Source organism: Abditibacteriota bacterium (assembly GCA_017552965.1).
Lineage (GTDB): Bacteria > Armatimonadota > UBA5829 > UBA5829 > UBA5829 > RGIG7931.
This window is the reverse complement of the sequence record JAFZNQ010000010.1, coordinates 1-19,488: the sequence shown is the minus strand read 5'-3', so window position 1 is coordinate 19,488 and position 19,488 is coordinate 1. Positions and strand designations below refer to the sequence as shown.

12 protein-coding genes are annotated in these 19,488 nt (G+C 55.7%); 6 read left to right on the top strand and 6 right to left on the bottom strand.

All coding sequences use genetic code 11. The annotated features are described in order from the left end of the window. Positions 1-45: 45 nt before the first annotated feature. From IK083_02295 to IK083_02270, 6 genes are all read right to left on the bottom strand, one after another. On the bottom strand, positions 46-957 hold the full coding sequence (locus IK083_02295; protein ID MBR4748388.1) for a glycyl-radical enzyme activating protein: 912 nt from the start codon (positions 955-957) through the stop codon (positions 46-48). Next, positions 948-3,218, bottom strand: coding sequence for a hypothetical protein (locus IK083_02290; protein MBR4748387.1), 2,271 nt, complete (start codon positions 3,216-3,218; stop codon positions 948-950). Before IK083_02290 ends, IK083_02295 begins: the two co-directional genes overlap by 10 nt. A gap of 35 nt (positions 3,219-3,253) precedes the next feature. Beyond that, positions 3,254-4,165 carry a hypothetical protein gene (locus tag IK083_02285; protein ID MBR4748386.1) on the bottom strand — a complete coding sequence of 304 codons (912 nt, stop codon included), beginning with the start codon at positions 4,163-4,165 and terminating at the stop codon, positions 3,254-3,256. Between the two features lie 8 nt (positions 4,166-4,173). Beyond that, positions 4,174-6,783, bottom strand: coding sequence for a hypothetical protein (locus tag IK083_02280; GenBank protein MBR4748385.1), 2,610 nt, complete (start codon positions 6,781-6,783; stop codon positions 4,174-4,176). Positions 6,784-6,903: 120 nt separating this feature from the next. Beyond that, on the bottom strand, positions 6,904-7,899 hold the full coding sequence (locus IK083_02275; GenBank protein ID MBR4748384.1) for a lipoate--protein ligase: 996 nt from the start codon (positions 7,897-7,899) through the stop codon (positions 6,904-6,906). Between the two features lie 16 nt (positions 7,900-7,915). Next, positions 7,916-9,286 carry a PFL family protein gene (locus tag IK083_02270; GenBank protein ID MBR4748383.1) on the bottom strand — a complete coding sequence of 457 codons (1,371 nt, stop codon included), beginning with the start codon at positions 9,284-9,286 and terminating at the stop codon, positions 7,916-7,918. 145 nt (positions 9,287-9,431) lie between these two features. Here IK083_02270 and IK083_02265 point away from each other — a divergent pair, with 145 nt between their 5' ends. The 6 genes from IK083_02265 to IK083_02240 all read left to right on the top strand — a co-directional run. Further along, positions 9,432-10,475, top strand: coding sequence for a galactose mutarotase (locus tag IK083_02265; protein MBR4748382.1), 1,044 nt, complete (start codon positions 9,432-9,434; stop codon positions 10,473-10,475). Continuing rightward, complete coding sequence (locus IK083_02260; protein ID MBR4748381.1) at positions 10,468-12,897, top strand: hypothetical protein; 2,430 nt, start codon at positions 10,468-10,470, stop codon at positions 12,895-12,897. The genes IK083_02265 and IK083_02260 overlap by 8 nt, the downstream gene beginning before the upstream one ends. Next, positions 12,897-15,362, top strand: a complete 2,466-nt coding sequence (locus IK083_02255; GenBank protein ID MBR4748380.1) for a hypothetical protein — start codon at positions 12,897-12,899, stop codon at positions 15,360-15,362. Before IK083_02260 ends, IK083_02255 begins: the two co-directional genes overlap by 1 nt. Before the next feature lie 114 nt (positions 15,363-15,476). Next, positions 15,477-16,520, top strand: coding sequence for a 4-hydroxy-tetrahydrodipicolinate synthase (gene dapA, locus IK083_02250; protein MBR4748379.1), 1,044 nt, complete (start codon positions 15,477-15,479; stop codon positions 16,518-16,520). Next, positions 16,502-18,379, top strand: coding sequence for a hypothetical protein (locus IK083_02245; GenBank protein ID MBR4748378.1), 1,878 nt, complete (start codon positions 16,502-16,504; stop codon positions 18,377-18,379). Before dapA ends, IK083_02245 begins: the two co-directional genes overlap by 19 nt. A 2-nt stretch (positions 18,380-18,381) precedes the next feature. Continuing rightward, positions 18,382-19,488 (top strand): DUF4139 domain-containing protein (locus IK083_02240; protein ID MBR4748377.1); only part of this gene is annotated, 1,107 nt, incomplete at its 3' end.

The following is a 19,488-nucleotide window of genomic DNA, read 5'->3' as shown; positions in this document are numbered from 1 at the left end:
CAGGACAAAAAAGCTCCCGGATCCCTGCGGATCCGGGAGCTTTGGTCATATCACCGTATATACCCGTGGGCCCTCCGGCAACCGGCTCTGAAGGGAGTCGCAAAACTCCAGCATGGCTTCATCGGTCTGAGCTTCGCCAAAGCCGGAATATTCTCTGCCGGCAAGTATATATTTGGACTCGGCCATGGAGTTGTATCTCAGGACCTCCACGCCGGTCAGGCTGTCCCGGAGACCGGACAGGATCTCCCCAAAGCCCTCCTTGTCCTCTTCGGAATCGTTGACTCCGGGGATGAGGGGAATGCGCGCCAGCACCCTGGCCCGGGGGGCCAGTGAGCGGAGATTGGCAATGATGAGGCTGTTGTCCCTGCCCGTATATACGGCGTGCTTTTTGGGGTCCGGGATCTTCAGGTCCGTCAAAAACAGATCCGTGTAAGGCAGGACCCTGTCGATGGCCTCGGGAGCTACACAGAGGGCCGTTTCCACACAGGTGGATATATCCTCCTCTTTGCACCGGGAAAGTATATATGCGGCAAAGTCCGGCTGCAGCAGGCATTCGCCTCCGGACAGAGTCACTCCGCCTCCGCTTTCCCGATAATACAGCTTGTCCTTCAGCACTTCCTTTATCACCTCTTCGCCGTCTGCGGGACTGCCGCTGACGGACAAGGCTTCGGAGGGGCATACCTCGGCGCATTTGCCGCACCTGAGACAGCCCTCCCTGAGAAAGACCATCTTTTGCTCTCCCGCCTTGTGGTGATCGGGACACACTGCGACACATCTGCCGCACCCTATGCATTTGACAGGGGCATACATGATGTCCTGCAGGGTCTGCTGGGTCTCCGGATTGTGACACCAGCGGCATCTGAGAGAGCAGCCCTTGAAATACACGACGGTTCGTATGCCCGGACCGTCGTGAACAGAAGCTCTGGATATATTGGATATACAGCCTGTTACAGACATTGGTGTTTGGTTCTTCCTATGATATGGTTCTGCAATTCCGGCGACAGCAGATTGAACTTCTGGCTGAAGCCGGACACTCTCACGGCCAGATTGCTGTAGTGCTCCGGATGCTTCTGGGCGTCAATGAGGGTATCGGCGTCCACTATGTTGAATTGCACGTTGGAGAGACCCTTTTTGCCTGCGGCTATGAGGGTGTCTGTCATAAGGTCGATATTGTGGCTGCTGAACAGCTTGGGGTCGGTCTCCACGATGGCCGAAATGGTCCCCGGGGCCTTTTTGCCCGGCAGTCCGCATATGGAGTTGAGCAGGGCGGTGAGACCTTTGTGGTCTCTGCCCTGCATGGCGGAGCAGCTGTAGGCCAGAGGCTCGCCCGCCCGGCGGCCGTCGGGTGAGGCTGCGGTGGCGTGTCCGTGGTCGATCATCCACAGGAAGGTGAAGGGCTGAGCGTGGTAGGACATGTGATACTTGTCCGAATATTCTTCCAGCAGGTCGCAGGCATAATCGGTGATGCGGGCAGCCAGACTGTCCACCTCTTCGATGTCGTTGCCGTACTTGGGTGCCTTGCGCACGAATTCCTGTCTGACGGCTTCGTCGGCAAAGTTGCCAAGGAGGATCTCCTTCAGCTCTGTCAGTGTGTAGCGCTTGTCGTCATAGACGAATTTTTTGATGACTGTCAGGGAGTCTGCCAGGTTGGGTATGCCGCATATGCACACCTGATAATAATCATAGAGAGCGCCCTTGTTGTTAAAATCAAGGCCTCTTTCGATGCAGCCCTCAGTCAACAGGGATTTGTAGGGGCGGGGGAACACGTGGACCCAGGCGTCGGCTGTCTTTTTGATCTTGATGCAGCTCTGGTCGAACATGTAGGCCATCTGCTTTTTTACCGCCTCGCAAAAGCTCTCATAGGTGTCCAGGGACTCGTAGTCGCCCAGAGAAAGACCGCTTTTGAGCTCGGGACGATTCATATTATAGCCGTCGCAGAGTATGTATTCTATGGTCTTCAGCACGTTGATCTGTCCGCTGACGGCGTGGGGGTTGGATTTGCCGGGGATGACAGTCTCCACACAGCCTATCTGTGTGTATCCGCAGGCGTCCTCATGAGGGATCTTTTTGTATTCCAGCGCGGGGATCATCACGTCGTCGTTGAAGAAGAAGGGCACGCCCTTTCCCACGTTTGCGGTGACCTCCAGAGCCCTTCTCAGGAACTCCTTCTCTGTCCGGGCAGAATACCGGACGGAGAGACACCTCACGAAGCCCAGGGCTTCGGTGGCGTCCAGCATAAGATAAGACAGGGGATTGACCTGGCTATTGCCTTCGGCGTCCGTGCCGCCTATACAGGACTGCTGAACGTCATAGTCCCTGTAGAGCTTGATCCACAGGGCGCAGATGATCTCAAATGCCTCCCGGTCGGTGAGTATGCCTTTTTCTCTGTCGGCCGCGTAGTAGGGATAGAGTATCTGATCCAGACGCCCCAGAGAGTTGGCGTTGACGTCGTCCTCCCAGGTGTTCAGTATATGAGCGAAGAGCAGGGACTGAGCCGCTTCTATGAAGGAGGTCGCCGGATGACGGGGGACTCTGTCGCAGATCCGGATAATGGCTTCCAGATCTGCCTTTTCGTGATCGGAGTCGGCCTGTTGCAGCAGCTCCCGGGCCTTGTCGGCATATCTTTTGCCCAGATCGCAGGCGGAGAGGCAGATGCGCTTCATAGCTCGGTAAATGGGCAGGGGGCCGTTCTTTTTCTCGCCTTCTTCCACTTCCCGGAGCATGCCTTCGTAGCCCTTTTCAAGGATCTTTTTGTAGGCGATGACCGAGTGGTTCTGAGAGCAGCACCAGCCCAGGGCAGTGTGATCCTGCTGAGTGCGGATCTCTTCCTCGGTCAGGTCGGGCTCCGGGTCAGGGACAGGATTGGCGGGAGGCTCCTTGACGAAGGCCAGGAATTTCTCGATGTCTTCGGGGGTGGCGCCGTTGTCCGTCAGAGCCCGACGGCAGGCCGTCTCTTCCTGAGGTATGAAGTAGTGCTCTCCTTCTCCGATGGTAAAGCCAACCAGTATCTCTCCGGGGATTATCACGGGAGTAAAGCTGTCTATGGTCCTGGTCATGCCGGAGGCGACTATCTCCGTGTTGGTCTCGCCTCTCAGTCTGGCTTCACAGGCGCCCAAAGTATAGTACAGGTGGCGCTGCAAGCCCCAGTTTTTCATGTAGGTTTTGCTGTTGACCGCTTCTTCGCGGAGTCTCTGGATCCTGTCGGAAAGCTCGTACATAATGTCCTCCCTGAATGTATATCCTGAATTATTGATTATTTCTGAAACCAGCTTTCAAGAAAGTCCCTCACGGTCCCTTCCCAGGAGGCTTCGGCCAAAAACTCATGGCCCTGCTGATCCCCCCAGCTGTAATATATGATGGTCCTGCCGTTCCATTCGCATATCTCCATATCGCTGTTGTTGACGTCCGTGGCGCCGTCTATCACCCTTTGTTCTTCGACGGTGAGAAAAGGGTCGGCTATCAGCTTGTCTGAGTATTCGTCAAACATCAGCACGGGATTGAGCTTGCTGTATTCCCATTGGATCAGGTCCCGGGATCTGGCTATGCAGTTGGCGTAGCAGGGACCCGGATATTCCTCCAGATACAGTACGTAATAATAGCCGTCACCCGTGTAATAGATGGCCGGACCTCCCGCGTAGCGGTCCTTTTGGAACACATACTCCCGGGGCAGGGTGGTCCATCGGGACAGATCCTCCGATCGGGCGAACCTGAAGGTAAAGGGATTTCCCGCTTCCTCAGGGGGCGCCCCGATCTCGTAGAGCAGAGTATAGGCTCCGTCTCTCTTGCATATGCCTGTGTTGTATATCTCATGTCCCGGCAGGGACAGCTCGCCCCACAGCTCCCACTCCCGCAGATCCCCGGACCTGAATATATGCAGGGTGTCGCTTCCGCAGCAGCCTGCCGCGCCCACGGCATACATGACGCCGCCGTCCGTATAGGCTGATCCCATATGATGGTCATAGGCAAAGGGCGGCGTGGCCTGACCGGTCCTGAGATCCACAAAGTGAAAATGCGACCGGCGCTCCCGGTTGGCCGGGTTGAGATCTGCCGGGCGGACGTATTCGAATCTGTACAGCCTGTCTCCGAATACTATGGGAGTGGTCTCCACCGTATGCAGCTTCACCGTCCCGTGTTTTCTGATCCGGGGCCTTGTCGGTATGCTCATATCGGTCTCTATTTGCAGGCAAATATATTGTCTATGGCAAATACGTTGTCATAGTTCTCGCCGAAATAAGAATACATGGTGATAAAGTTGGCGTGATCCGGCTCGAAGGGAGCTCCCGCGGGCACTGCGCTGTCAAAGGGCAGATACACCTCGTTCCAGCCCTTGTTGAGCAGGAACACGGGCAGAGACCAGCACAGCATCTGCTCGTGCTGCTTGCCTCCGGAGCACAGTTGGATCTGGCCGCCCCAGATGATATTGTGATAGTCGTTGACGTATATGCTGATATGGAGCCGTCCCTCGGGCCACACGGAAGAGATATCCGTATCGGGGAATCTCACCGACACCAGATAATTGTCGTCCTTGTTGCAGCCGGTCCTGAGCCATGCGTGAGACCCTTCTGTCACGTATTGATTGTCGTCCGTCAGAGACACCAGGCTGGTGCCGTCCAGGGTCTCGCAGTCGCAGAGAGGTATCTTGTCCGTGTAGCGGTAGGAGTCCACCGGGCTTTTCGTTGAGTCATAGTCCAGCTCGGTCATATTGCTGATGGCGATGCGGTTCGTGATCCTGACGTCCGAGTCGGTGACAGACACAGAGCCCCCGCAGGACCTCAGGGAGTTGACGACCCGGACGCGGCTCCGGTCAAACAGCAGCTGATATCCGTACATGAAGTCGGAGGACACGTTGATATAGGTGCCGGTGCTGTTTTTGGTGTCTATCAGATGGCATGGACTGTACATGAACAGATTGAGTATCTGCTCCCTGTCTGCGTCCTCGATCCTGACGGTAGTGCAATGGGGCCTGAGGTTCAGGTCTCTGATGTGGTTGCCCAGCATATACCAGTTGCGCTCTGGGTCGGCTTTTGCCGGATCAAAAAACTGATTGAGGCAATGCCTCTGGCTGAAGTGCATATTGGCCAGCACTCCCTCTATGCTGCCGTTTTTGCCACCGGCAGCGATCATGGACAGATAGCATACTCCGAAGACCTTCTTGATGTAGTGACGGTCGCAGCCTCTGAAATCTATGCCCGTAAAGGCGGCGGTCACCACGCTGTTGGTGACGTACACTCCGTCCGAGAGACCCTTGATGCAGCAGGTCCCGGTCTCGGGAGAGCCGGCTTCTATATGTCCGAGAGCCGTCACACTGTCAAAGCAGGGGCAGAAAAACCTCATGCCGTTGACGCCGGCGTTCTTTTTGAGAGCCACAGAATATCCGTCGGTCACATAGCTCAGGATCACGGTGCCACCGCAGAAATCGGTGGTGTCCTTCATGAATATACAGGAGCTGCCGGTCAGGAGTACGCCTTCGGGCACGGTGATGGGCTTATAGAGGCTGAATATGCCGGGAGGCAGAGCCACTATCCCTCCGCCTGCGCTCGCGGCTTCATCGAGAGACCTCTGCAGGGGACCGGATATGTCGGTATGGGTCTTGTCCGCAGACTTCAGGTCCGGCTCAAAGAGCCTGGGCTCCGGACGGAAGTGTGTGCGGGGAGTGAGAGTCTCTGTCACAGGAGCGTCGTTGATGCGCAGCCTTTTTCCTTCGGTCTTGCCTTTCAGAGTGAAGCCGCAGAGCTTGAGGACTCCGGTCACTGAGTCGCATTTGACCGCATAATCGTCGCCGGAAAGTACGCCCCGGGACATGACCGCGCCGGCCCAGGTGTTCAGGTTCTCGCAGAGAACGGCGGTGTGGGTGTCAGTCACCTCCACGTCGTAAAAGAGCCCCCAAAAGCCCTGATCCAGAAAGTGTATGCCCAGATTGCAGCCGTTGATCCTGATGTCGGAGAGGGTCTCGTCATCCAGCCATCCCAGGACCAGCGCTTCCGTATTTTCCCTGCAATAGTATTTGAGGCTCACAGGATCCGGGCAGGAATACTTGCCGGCCCGAAGCCATACGTCGGGGCTGATGAATATGTCGGCGCTGTAGCCCACGTCGGTGGAGTTGGACATTTTGATGCCGTAATCCAGGCCGCAGACCCTTATGGTCTCCAGCTGACACAGTTCGTGGCTGTATTCGGCGTTGATGCCTCTGTAGGAGTTGATGAGAGTCAGATCCTTCAGAGTGGCGCAGGAGACTATCTTTTTGGGTCTGTACACGTTGGTGGTGACGTAGTCGTCGTCCTCGGGCTTGACGCAGACGGTGGGACCGAAGGCCACGGGGGCAGCGCTGTTTTGCTCGGGATACCAGAAGGTGAGGCCCATGAGGCCCGCGCTGGCCTCCACTATGAACAAGGCTCCGTCATATGGCGATCTGCCGAGCGCCTTTGGGGCAGGCTTTGCTATGATCACAGTGCCGGGATCTCTGTCTTTTTTGTTGTTCAGCGGGTCGGTCCAGTCGCCCCGAAGGACCACAGTGGACGGAATGCACACGGGCCCTGTCACCAGATATTCCCCTGCGGGCAGGAACACGGTGCCGCCGCCCATCTCTTCGCAGTCGCGTATGGCTGTCTTCAGCCCTTCGGTGCAGTCGGCGGCGCCCCCGGGGATGATGCCGTAGGAGCTGTCGGCTATGACCTGAGCCAGGATCACGTCCTCCGAAGGGTACTTGGCGTTGGGTATGATGTACGCAAAGCAGGGAAGGACGGCAGAAAGCGTCAGGATAAATGTGATCAGAATGATTTTCATATACTTCTCCGAAAACATAGCGCCGGATGCAGAGCCGACACCCATATCGTATATATTATACCATTATGGAGCGGCGTCTGCATGAATGTCAAAAAAATCTATAGATTTTTATAAGGACCGTCATTCAAACAGCGCCCGGCATAGCTCCGGGATATCGGCGTCTGTCAAAAATCTGATATATCTCTCCGTATCCGCGGCAAGCAGGGCCCTTGTCAGAGCCTCGGGAGTAAACCGGACGCCCTGCAGTGCCCGGCACAGTCCCCCTATGTCTTCCACGCCGAAAAAGTCGCCGGTAATGGCGGCTTCAGTGATGACAGACCCCTCCGTGTTGAAGGAAAATCTGATGAGCCCGGCGGTCAGCTTGATCTGTCTGGTGTACGAAAAGGAGGGGGACTGACCGTAATTCCATTCAAATGTCCTGTATTTGGCGTCCCGCAGCCGGATGATGCATGCCGTGTCTTCAGGACTGAAGGAATAGTCCTCCAGAGGGTACGACTCGGTCATTTTGCTGCGCAGCAGAGAGGCAAACCCGGCGGGAGTGACAGGCTCCGGGAGATGGGCGTTGATGTTGGTCACTCTCTTTCTGACGCTTTTGATGCCCTTGCTCTCTATCTTTGCCCTGGGGACGGAGAGAGCTTTGGCGAGAGCGTCTGTGTTCACGTCCAGCATGATGGTGCCGTGATGCAGTATCCTGCCGCCTATCACAGTCTGGGAATTGCCGGAAAACTTGCGTCCTTCGATGGAAATATCGTTTCTCCCCCTGAGCTCTGCCTTGATGCCCAGGTCTTCCAGAACTCCTGTGACGGGACGGGTGAACATGTCCAAAGAGTCAAAAAAGCCGTCGGCATAATCGGTGATGACCGTAAAATTCAGGTTGCCCAGATCATGATACACGCAGCCGCCGCCGGAAAGCCTTCTGACTACCGGGATGCCCGTCTCCTCTATGTATGAGGAGTTGATCTCCTCCAGAGTGTTCTGGTTCTTGCCTACTATGATGGCGGGGCTGTTCTGCCAGAGCATGAACACGGCCTCTCCCGGACGGAACTCCGTCAGCAGATATTCCTCACATGCCATGTTGAAATAAGGGTCTGTGGAAGTGTTGTAGATATACAGCATAAACGGCGGGCTCCCGTCAGTTGTTCAGGCTCGTAAGGGGAGCGGGGATCCTGCCGCCGTGCCGGACAAACACGGAGGAGGTGTTGTTTTTGATGTCCATCACCGGCGATTCGCCGAACAGACCTCCGAAGACAGCTCTGTCGCCGGGCTTCTTGCCGGGGACGGGGATGATCCTCACTGAGGTGGTCTTGCGGTTGATGACGCCTATAGCCAGCTCGTCCATACATATGGCCGTGAGGGTCTCGGGGCTGGTGTAGCCGGGCACCGCTATCATATCCAGACCCACGCTGCACACGCTGGTCATTGCTTCCAGCTTTTCGATGCTCAGCCAGCCCTCCTCGGCTGCGCCGGCAAGAGCGGAATCCTCTGCAACGGGTATAAAGGCGCCCGAAAGACCTCCCACGGAGCCGGAAGCAAAGGTGCCTCCCTTCTTTACCGCGTCGTTGAGGAGAGCCAGAGCGGCAGTGTTGCCGGGGCCGCCTATATGGCTGATGCCCATGGCCTCAAATATCTCTCCTACAGAATCTCCTACGGCAGGGGTGGGAGCCAGAGACAGGTCCACTATGCCGAACTCGGCGCCTATTTCCTTGGCTACCTCTCTGCCCAGCATCTCGCCCACCTTGGTGACTCTGTATGCGGTGTATTTGATCTCCTCGGCAATGGCTGCCAGGTCCACTTCCTCGGACCTGGAGACAGCTCTTTCGATAGCTCTCTTGACTACTCCCGGTCCGGATACGCCTATGTTGATGACGGTCTCGGGCTCGCCGATACCCTTGTAGGCTCCGGACATAAAGGGGTTGTCCTCAGGCATGTTGGCAAATATACTCAGCTTGCAGCAGCCAAAGCCGTCGTCCTTCTCGGTCCTTTGGGCTATTTCCTTCAGAGTGTGCCCCAGGAGGATCAGAGCGTCAACGTTGATGCCGGCCTTGGTGGAGGCGGCGTTGACGGAGGAGCAGAGCCTGCCTGTCTCCGACAGCACCCGGGGCAGGGACTCTATGAGAGCCTTGTCAGTGTCTGTCATGCCCTTCTGCACCATGGCGCTGTAGCCGCCTATGATATCGATGCCGGCTTCCTCTGCGGCGGAGTTCATGGTGTCGGCAAACTTGGCCAGCTCGTCTATGCCGTGTCCGCTGAGCACGTCTGCCACTGGGCTCACAGCCACCCGCCGGTTTACCACGGGGATGCCGTATTTGCGTGAGATATGATCGCATATCCTGGGGAGAGGCTCCGCCAGTCTGACTATCTTTTCTCTCATGAGCCTGCAGGCGGTATTGATATCTCTGTCGGAACAGTCAAAGAGATCGATACCCATGTTTACCGCTCTTACGTCCAGCTTTTCGTTCTGGATCATCTGGATGGTGGACATTATGTCAACAGTCGCAATCATGTGGGTCTCCTTCTAAATTCATAATAATTATATCATTACAGGGGAGTATAATCAATTTTTCCGGGACGGACGGCCCTATGACGGGGCAGATATGTGATATAATAAAAGCGAGCAATATATCCAATCCATATTTGTGAGGTGCGTTTTGATAAAGAAAGAGCAGTATGGCAGGCTCGTCACGGAAGAGCCTGTATTCATATATACCCTGTCTGCGGGTATGATGGAAGCCGGTATCATCAGCTACGGCGCCACCCTCGTATCCCTGAAGGTAAAGGGTGTGGACGTGATCCTGGGCTATGACAGCCTGCAGGGCTACGTGGAGGGCAATTCCAGTCAGGGAGCGACCATCGGACGCTATGCCAACCGCATTGCCGAAGGCAGATTTTCCGTGGGGGGCTCCGATTATAGTCTGGACCGCAACGAAGAGTCCACGGGATGTCATATCCACGGAGGCGTCAAGGGATTTTCCCGGCAGGTGTGGGAGCTGGAGGAGCTGAAGGACGGAGACGCTCCGTCGCTGACTCTGAACTACGTGTCTCCCGACGGAGACCAGGGCTACCCCGGAGAGCTCTGCGTCAACGTGACCTTTACTCTGACCGACAGCGCTCTGGACATAAGATATCATGCGGTGACGGACAAGCCCACCATATGCAATCTCACCAATCACAGCTATTTCAACCTGGCGGGGAGGGGCGATTGCCTGGAGCACAGCCTGCAGATCTTCGCCGGCGAATGGCTGCCGGTGGACGAAAGCTTCATCCCTCTGAAAAGAGAGAGCGTAAAGGACACAGTCTTTGACTTTACCCTGCCCAAGGCCATAGGATGCGATATAGACGAGGACGACCCTCAGCTCTCGGTGGTGGGGGGAGGCTACGACCACAACTACATACTGGGGACGGACCGTTCGTGGAAAAAGGCTGCGGTGGTGTTCTGTCCGGAGACGGATATCACCATGACCGTGTCCACGGATCTGCCCGGTATACAGCTCTATACGTCCAACATGCTCTGCGAGCCCCTGGGCAAGTACGGTATGCCTCTGGTGAAGCATCAGGCCCTGTGCCTGGAGACCCAGTTCTGGCCCGACAGCCCCAACCACAGTGATTACCCCTCCTGCGCGCTGATGCCGGGAGAGGAATATGATACCCACACCGAATTTTCGTTTACGGCAGGTGACAGAGAAGATGATTAGCTCCATTCCCTTTGACGGCTCGGACTGGATCGTCAATTATTATGACGGCCAGTACGGCAGCTGGCGCGGCGCAGTGTGGCCCGACAGCAGCACCGAAGGCTATATGCCGGCTCAGGTGCCCGGCGACATACACCTGGATCTCCAGAGGATCGGCCGTCTGCCTGATCCTTATTACGGAGACAACGTGAGAAAGCACCGCTGGGTGGAGGAAATGGTATGGGTGTACCGCAAGACCTTTGAGGTCACCGAAGCCCAGGCTGCCGGCTTTGCCCGCTTTGTGTTTGAAGGCCTTGACACGCACGCCTTCATTTATCTCAACGGAGAGCAGGTGGCCTTTCACAACAATTGCTTCTGTCCCTGCTATGCCGACGTATCGGGCAAGCTGAAGCCGGGGAAAAACCTGCTGGCTGTCAGGATAGACTCGGGCGTATATTTTTCTTATGACAAGACCCGGAAGTATTGCGGCTCCATGCATGACGCCTCTACCAACAGATCCTGGATCCGCAAGCCCCAGTATCAGTTTTCCTGGGACTGGAACCCTCATCTGGTGAACGTGGGCATATGGAAGAGCGTCAGGCTGGAAATATCCGACGACATTTTTCTCGATCAGATCAGCATGAACGTGGATCTGTCAGAGGACTGCAGGACCGGTCTGGTGCAGGTCAACGCTTTCGTGGTCAATCGTCTGGACAAGCCGGTCAAAGGAACTCTGTCCGCAGAGACCGAGGGCGTCTCCGCCCGGGCCGAATATGAGTTTGCCCCGGGGACGAACAAGTATTCCGTACTGCTGGTCATCAAAGACCCGCATCTGTGGTATCCCGCCCCGGACACCAGGCAGCCTCTGTACGATGTGACCACGTCCGTGTCCACCGACGAGACAGTCATATCCGACACGAGGAAGACCGGCATACGCAAGGTGACCATCGACCGGTCGCCCCATCCCGTCAAGGGGGATTATTTTGTCCTCCACGTAAACGGGGAGCCCTTTTTTGCCAAGGGCGGCAACTGGGTGCCTCAGGATATGATAGGCGCAGCGGTGGACCGGGACCGCATCAGAAAATGCGTCTCTCTGGCCAAAGAAGCCAATTTCAATCTGCTGCGCATATGGGGCGGCGGCTATTATGCCGACCATGAGCTGCTGGACTGCTGTGACGAGATGGGGCTATTGGTGTGGCATGACGCCATTTTTGCCTGCGCCCAGTATCCCGCCGAGGACAGGGACTTCATGGCAAACGTCACAGAGGAGCTGAAGTATCAGGTGAGAGAATTGTCCAACCATCCCAGTCTGGGAGTCTGGTGCGGCAACAATGAGCTGGACTGGCTTACCACCCGCTTCACAGCACCCGATGCCGCTATCTATCTGAAAAAGATGCCCATGATCATAGACGCGGAGGACCCCACCAAGCCCTATTGGCCCTCCAGTCCTTTCAGCGAGCACAGCGCCGACCCCAATGATTTTACCACGGGCGACCAGCACCCCTGGGACGTGTCTCTGGGCGGAGGCGATTTTTACAATTATCACAAATACAGGGATTATGACTGCCGCTTCCCCAACGAGGGCGGCGTGCTGTGCCTGTCGGACATAGATTCCCTCAGGAAATATATACCCGAGGATCAGCTCTCCGCTTTTTCCCGGGATATGATCCTCCACGACAACTCCTTCGGCTTCAAGGAGCCGGCCTTTTTGAAATACTGGACCGGTCTCGAAGCGGACAGCATCCCTCTTGAGGATTACGGTATCCTCTCGGGTGCGGTCCAGAGCGACGCCCTCTATACGTATATATCCAATTTCCGGGCCCGCATGTTTGATTCGGCCAGCGCCGTCTTCTGGATGTACAACGATTCCTGGACTGCCTGCCGCAGCTGGACCATAGTGGACTACTATCTCAACAGGCGGCAGGCCTATCATCCCGTCAGGAGAGCCTTTGAACACGTGTCCGTGTTCCCGGTGCTTCAGGATGGCATGGTCAGGATCGTCGCAGTCAATGACACCACCTGCGATTTCTTCGGTCATCTCGCCTATGGCGTGTTCAATCCGTCCAAAACGGAGAGCAGAAAAGACGTGACCTTTATGGTCCCTGCCAAAGGCAAGACCGTCATTGACGAATGGTACAATGACAGCCGCGCAGTATATACCATACTGCAGGAAACGGGCTGTCAGAACACACTGACCTTCAGCAGGCAGTGCGAGCTGGACATGGGCAAGCCCTCTGTGGATATAGCAGTCAGGGGGGACAAGCTGGTATTCTGCTCGCCTTCCTGGGTCTGGAAGGTGTATCTGCCTGCAGAGCTGGAGGCAGAGGACAATATGTTCGATCTGCTGCCGGGCATACCCTATGAAGTGACCTGCAAGGGCAAGCCGGACACCCGGGGCATCAGATTCGGCTCACAGATCATATCCGAAAACAAGGAGGTCAGATGATGGCAGCAAATCTTGTACTGGACGGCAGCGATTGGCAGATACGCAATTTTTGGGGACAGCCGGACAACTGGAGATCCTACGTGGGCACGGATTGCGATGCTCATGGCTTCATACCCGCCACCGTCCCCGGAGAGATCCATCTTGATCTGGAAAAGGCCGGCATCATCGGTGACTGCCGTCTGAACGAGAACTCACTGGACAACAGATGGGTGGAGCAGGATATATGGGTGTACAGAAAGGAGTTCTGTCTTTCTGCCGGCGACATCAAAAAATACGCCCGGATAGTGTGCGAGGGAGTGGATACTCACGCGCTGTTTTTCATCAACGGACAGGAGATAGGCGAGCACAACAACTGCTTCAGGCCCTTTGCAGCCGATATCACCGGTCTGCTGAAGGAGGGCAGGAACGTGCTGGGAGTCCGTATAGACGCCGGCATGCTGCCCGCCTACGACAAATCCCATAAATACGTGTACAGCGAGTCGGACTTTCTCACCAACAGAGCCTGGATCCGCAAGCCTCAGTATCAGTTTTCCTGGGACTGGAACCCCCATCTGGTGAACGTGGGCCTCTGGAGATCCGTGCGCATCGAGCAGTCCGACGATATATTTGTCACTCAGAGCTCCGTGCGGAGCAGTGTGGCTTCGGACCTGAAGTCGGCCCTGGTGACCGTGCGCTGCTTTGTCAATGCAAAGCAAAGCTGCAGGGGCAGGATCACAGCCTCTCTGGACGGGAAGGAATACACAAAGGAAGTGACCTTTGACGAAGGGACAGGGGAGTACTCTCTGGATATAGAGGTAAAGGATCCGGAATTGTGGTATCCCAGACCTTCCGACAAGCAATATCTCTACACTCTGGATATTGCCGTGGAGGCTGACGGCAGACCCGCCTGGGAAGAGACCAAGCGCATAGGCCTCAGACGGGTGGAGCTGGACAGATCGCCCCATCCCGAAAAGGGCAACTATTTTATCCTCAGAGTCAACAACGAGCCCTTCTTTGCCAAGGGCGGCAACTGGGTGCCTCAGGATATCATAGGCGCCAGGATAACCCCGGAGCACACCCGGAAAAACGTGAAGCTGGCTGCCGAGGCCAACTTCAACACCCTGAGAGTGTGGGGCGGCGGCTATTACGCCGACCATGACCTCCTGAGCTGCTGCGACGAGGAAGGCATCATCATATGGCATGATTTCATCTTTGCCTGCTCTCAGTATCCCGGCGACGACTGGGGCTTTGTCAGCGAAGTGATGAAAGAAGCCGAATATCAGGTGCGGGAGCTCAGCGAGCACGCCTCGCTGTGTATCTGGTGCGGCAACAACGAGCTGGAGTGGTTGTGCAACGTGCCTTTCGTAATGGAAAGGACCCATATACCCGACTACAGTATATTCCATCAGAGGCTCAGGAACATCATAGAGGCGGAGGACCCCTCCCGGCCCTACTGGCCTTCCAGTCCCTATTCGGAGTATCTCACCGACCACAACAGCGAGTATACCGGAGACCAGCATCCCTGGGCAGTGAGCATACTGGATCCTGCGAAAGCCACAGATTACTGGCAGTACAGGGATATGCAATGCCGCTTCCCCAACGAAGGGGGCATTCTCTCGGCTTCCACCGTGTACGCCATGAGCAAATATCTCCCTCCTTCGGAGATAGGTCTGGGCAAAAGAGGCTGGATACATCACGAGAACTCACTGTCCGCTTCGGATGCCGGCAGCTCCAGAGCCTTTGTCCGCAAATGGACAGGTCTGGAGCCCAACGACATGCCTGTAGAGGACTATATATATTTCTCCAACGCTCTTCAGGCCGAGGGGCTGTATGAATATATATCCAACTTCAGGAGCCGCAGGTTCGACTCCTCCAGCGCCATTTTCTGGATGTACAACGATTCCTGGAATGCCGTACACAGCTGGACCATCGTGGATTATGCTCTGGATAAAAGGCTGTCCTATTATCCTGTGCGCAACGCCTTCAGTCCCATAGCCGTATTCCCGGTGATCAGGGGCGACAGGGTGATGATAGTGGCCGTCAACGATACGGACCGGGCCTTCGAAGGGGTTGCCGAATACGGCAGGTTCGAGCCGGCAGACAGGCTGACAAGCAGCGAAAGACCCGTGTCGGTGGCGCCCAACGGAAAGACTGTCGTTGACGAGTGGACTTCCGACGGAGCCGACGTCTATGCCGTACTGAGGTCCGGCGAGGGAGACGTTTCTCAGAACAGACTGCTGCTCCGCCGCTTCGACTGCTTTGTGCCCGAGAAGCCCGTTATCGACGTCAAATACTCAGACGGGGAGTGCACTCTGGAGAGCCCAGTCTTCGTCTGGAAAGTGTGTCTCGATTTTGAGGCTCAGGAGGGTGTGGATGACAATATGTTCGACCTCCTGCCCGGAGTGCCCAAAAAGGTAAGATGCCGCAGAGAGCCCGTGATCAGGACTCTGTCGGACACCTACAGGCGGCTCAAGGGCCTGGATTGAGGCTGCCGGAGTCCTGACCCCGGCGCGCAGAGGCGCCCGGATGACGGCGCCTTTGCTTTACAACAAACAGGAAAAACTGATATAATCTTTATGTGAGATCAAGGGAGGCTTTCCATGAAGATAAACAATACCTGGACTGCAGCGGTCACGCCTTTTCATTCTGACGGAAGCATAGATTGGGAAGGCTTGCTCAGAAACGCCGCTTTTCAAATAGAGCAGGGGATCACCGGTATAGTAGCCGTGGGCACTACCGGGGAATCTCCGAGTTTGACTTGGGATGAACACAACAAGATCATAGCCGAGACCATCAGAGTCTGCAAGGGAAAGGTGGGAGTCATCGCAGGGACCGGAAGCAACTGCACTCAGGAAGCCATCTCCAGCTGCAGACACGCCGCAGAATCCGGCGCCGATGGTCTGCTGCTGGTGGACTGCTACTACAACGGACCTTCGTCTTCGGAGCTGAGAGAGGAATACTACGGCAGGATAGCCGAAGCCATGCCCGGGGTGGAGTGTATCCCTTATCTGGTGCCAGGCAGGACCGGCACCTGTCTCCTGCCTCCGGATATAGCCCTTCTTTCTGCCAGATACGGGAACGTGAACACGGTGAAGGAGGCCTCCGGCAACAAGGAAAACATGAAGATGACCCGCAGACTGTGCGGCGATGATTTTTCCATCATCAGCGGCGATGACGGCCTCACCTGCGATCTGATACTGGACCCGGATATCAGGTGCAACGGCGTCATATCGGTGGTGTCCAACGTGGCTCCCGGAGCTATGGCAAAAATGGTCTCTCTCGCCATGTCCGGAGACAAAGCCGGTGCCGAAAAGCTCAACAAGGCTCTTATGCCTCTTCACGACATAGTAGGTCTGGCTGTTGAGAACGAGCGCAGCATTCCGGGCTACGGTCCCGTGAAGGTCATAGACAAATACAGAAATCCTCTGCCTACCAAGATGCTGATGAACGTGCTGGGCATGCCTTCGGGCCCTGCCAGACCGCCTCTCGGAAAAATGAGCGCCAAAGCTCTCGGAGTGGTGAGAGCCGCCATCACATCCGTCAAGGACAACGATCCCGGTCTGCTCTCTCCCATATGCGATTTTTACGGCGTGGACGTATTTCAGCGGATCGAACAGGACAGCTTATGGAACGAGCTTCTCTGATACTGACCAGATACCTGCTGCTCATCCCGGTCCTGCTGGCGTGTATCCCTCTGCTTGGCGCAGAGCCCGACATACACGCTCCCGTGACCGTGCGTCTCAACGGAGAACGTTTTTACGTAGTATGCGAGCGTCTGTCCGAGAAGACCGGCTTTGAAATAGCGGCCGGCACCCGGGCCGAAGACTGGAACGTGTATGACCGCAGAGCCTTTGTGTCCGTGGAAAACGTGCCTTTGGACGCGCTTCTGGACACCATCTGCAGAGTCTTCAATTTCTCTTACACCGTCAGCGGAAAGACCATCCTCTTTACCCAGTCCGAAGAGCAAATGAAAAACGAGGCCGAGCTGGTGCTGAAGGAGGTGGCCAGAGAAGCCGAAGAGGCTGCCACCAAAAGATCCAAGGGTGTGGAGCTGATCAAAAAATACGCTTCGGAAAGCCCGGCAGACGCCAGGGAGACCTGCCCTTACGGCTACGTGCTGGGCACTACCTCCTTTGGCAAGGCCCTTGTCGCTTTGCTTGACGACCCGGTCCTGGGGCCTGCCGTGGTCCGGGACAACACCTCCAAGTACAAGTATTCCGATCTGCCGGACGCCTCCAGGAGCGCAGTGTCCGAGCTTGCAAAGGCCTACAAGGAGCTGGATCCGGAGACAGACCTGAAGATCTTTGACAGTCCGGAAAAGCTGGTGGTAGTCATCAACAGGCCTGCTCCGGATGAAAACGACACCATAGACACCGAGACGGTGCTGGGCAGAGTGTCCGTGATGCTCTCCTCCGATCAGCAATTCGGCAGCGGTCTCACCGAGGGCGAGCTGGCCGACTATGCCACCAAGACCGAGATCAACATACTCTATCCGGATAACCGTTTTACCAACGTCATTGCCAATGCTCTGCTGGACATCAAGGCCGGCAAGAACCGCAAGGACGTGGCAGACAGCATGGAAGCCCAGCTGAAATTTGTCGCCAACAACGTGGACACCAAAAAGATCGACGCTTCCCGCCTGGTGGGGGAGGGCTTTGACAAAAAGATCGATCTATACTCCGAGCTGAAGAAAAAACGCGTCAGCTTCAACGAAGTGCTGATGATAGCCTCTGTCAGAGCCGGCGTCAACATGGTGGCCGACTGTTTTTATCGCAGCGCCATAGACGTTTCCTCGAGACCGGAGACCTTTTCTGACGTCATCCTGAGGCTGTGCCTCAACTACGATCTGGATTATGACGTATCCAATAACATCCTGACTCTGAAGGACCGGCGCTGGTATATGCTGCGGGCCGGCGAGATAGCCTCCGACTGGCTGGACTACTGGGAAGAGATGGCAGAGATGCAGAGAGGCTATTCACTGGACGTGCTCATAGAAATGGCCCGGCTGACAGATCTGCAGATAGATTATGAGCTGTCTCTGAGCCCTCAGCTCAACAAGCAGTTCAATATGGGCGCCGCTAACGGCAAAAGACAGGACCTCATCAACACCCGCGAGGTGAGAAACAAGAGGGACGTTCTCAGATTTCTGGGCTCCTTTTCCGATGAACAAAAGGAAGAGTTCCTTGCTGCCAAAAAATCTCCCGTTCCCGATCAGAGCGGCAATGGGGTCGGGCCTCAGCCCATGGTGCTGGGCAAGATATCCGCAGCCCGGCTGTCCGACGAGCAGTGGGCCTTGCTGGAAAAGGCCATCTCCGGTCAGAACGTCAACTATCAGCCTCAAAAGCGCTCGTCTCAGGTCATCTATATGACCAGATCCGTGGGCGACTACGTGGATTATGAGATACATATGCAGCCCGATCTGACCTCCGAAACATATACCATCATTATCAGGACCAACAACATAGTCAAGGACGATATATATCTCGACAACAAGGAGAAATAGTGATGAAAAAGCTATTAATGACTTTATTCGTTCTGTCCCTGGCAGCCCTCTGCTATGCTCAGACCGAGATCACCATCTACAATCAGGGCTATGCTCTGGTAAAGGACGTCCGCAGCGTGACCGTCAAGAAGGGCATTGACACAGTGTCCTTTGCGGACGTGGCGTCCAGAATAGAGCCTCAGAGCGTGCTCTTCAAATCTCTTTCCGACGCCAATTCCTTCGATATCCTGGAACAGAATTACAGATACGATCTGATGAATGCCGCTACCATCCTCAACAAGCTGATAGGCGAACGAGTGATCCTGGAAGACGGCACCGAGGGAACTCTTATATCCGCTCCCGGCGTGGGCGGCAACGCTTCAGGAGCCGGGACCATCGTGCAGAAGGACGACGGCAATATAGTCATCCATCCCGAGATAAAGGAGACCAAGAGGATCCCCGAAGGCCTTATAGCCCGTCCTACCCTGAGCTGGCTGGTGGACAGTCCCGAGAGCAAGTCCCATTCCTGTGAGCTCAGCTATATCACTCAGGGCATATCCTGGTCCAGCGATTACGTCCTGCTGGTGAACAACTCGGACACTCTGGCCGATATCAACGGCTGGGTGACCATAGACAACAAATGCGGCGCCGATTTCAGGGATTCGCAGATCGCACTCATTGCCGGCGACGTGGAGAGACCTCAGGAAATGCTCAATTATGATATGATGGAAACGACTTCCGCTGCCGGAGGCGCCGTGAGAAAAGGCATGAGGAATGATTTCAAGGAAGAAAGCTTTTTTGAATATCATCTCTACAAGCTGGACAGAAAGTCCGACGTCCTCAACAACGAGTCCAAACAGCTTGCTCTCCTTTCCGCCAACGGCGTCAAGGTGGAGAAAAAGCTCACCTTTTCGCCTTCTCAGAGGAGCTGGGGCTACGTGCGCAATCTGGACCCCGAGGCCGCCAAGAACGGCTTTGCTACCCGCACCGATATCAAGGTCAAGGTGACCATGGAGCTCATGAACTCCAAGGAAAACAATATGGGTATGCCTCTGCCCAAGGGCAAGGTCAAGGTGTACAAGCTGGACTCCGCCGGCAGTCAGCAGTTTATCGGCGAAGACTCCATAGAC

Excerpts from the sequence above, each read along its gene's own strand:
- IK083_02295 (MBR4748388.1), bottom strand. The coding sequence starts at position 957 with ATGTCTGTAACAGGCTGTATATCCAATATATCCAGAGCTTCTGTTCAC.
- IK083_02290 (MBR4748387.1), bottom strand. The coding sequence starts at position 3,218 with ATGTACGAGCTTTCCGACAGGATCCAGAGACTCCGCGAAGAAGCGGTC.
- IK083_02285 (MBR4748386.1), bottom strand. The coding sequence starts at position 4,165 with ATGAGCATACCGACAAGGCCCCGGATCAGAAAACACGGGACGGTGAAG.
- IK083_02280 (MBR4748385.1), bottom strand. The coding sequence starts at position 6,783 with ATGAAAATCATTCTGATCACATTTATCCTGACGCTTTCTGCCGTCCTT.
- IK083_02275 (MBR4748384.1), bottom strand. The coding sequence starts at position 7,899 with ATGCTGTATATCTACAACACTTCCACAGACCCTTATTTCAACATGGCA.
- IK083_02270 (MBR4748383.1), bottom strand. The coding sequence starts at position 9,286 with ATGATTGCGACTGTTGACATAATGTCCACCATCCAGATGATCCAGAAC.
- IK083_02260 (MBR4748381.1), top strand. The coding sequence starts at position 10,468 with ATGATTAGCTCCATTCCCTTTGACGGCTCGGACTGGATCGTCAATTAT.
- IK083_02255 (MBR4748380.1), top strand. The coding sequence starts at position 12,897 with ATGGCAGCAAATCTTGTACTGGACGGCAGCGATTGGCAGATACGCAAT.
- dapA (MBR4748379.1), top strand. The coding sequence starts at position 15,477 with ATGAAGATAAACAATACCTGGACTGCAGCGGTCACGCCTTTTCATTCT.
- IK083_02245 (MBR4748378.1), top strand. The coding sequence starts at position 16,502 with ATGGAACGAGCTTCTCTGATACTGACCAGATACCTGCTGCTCATCCCG.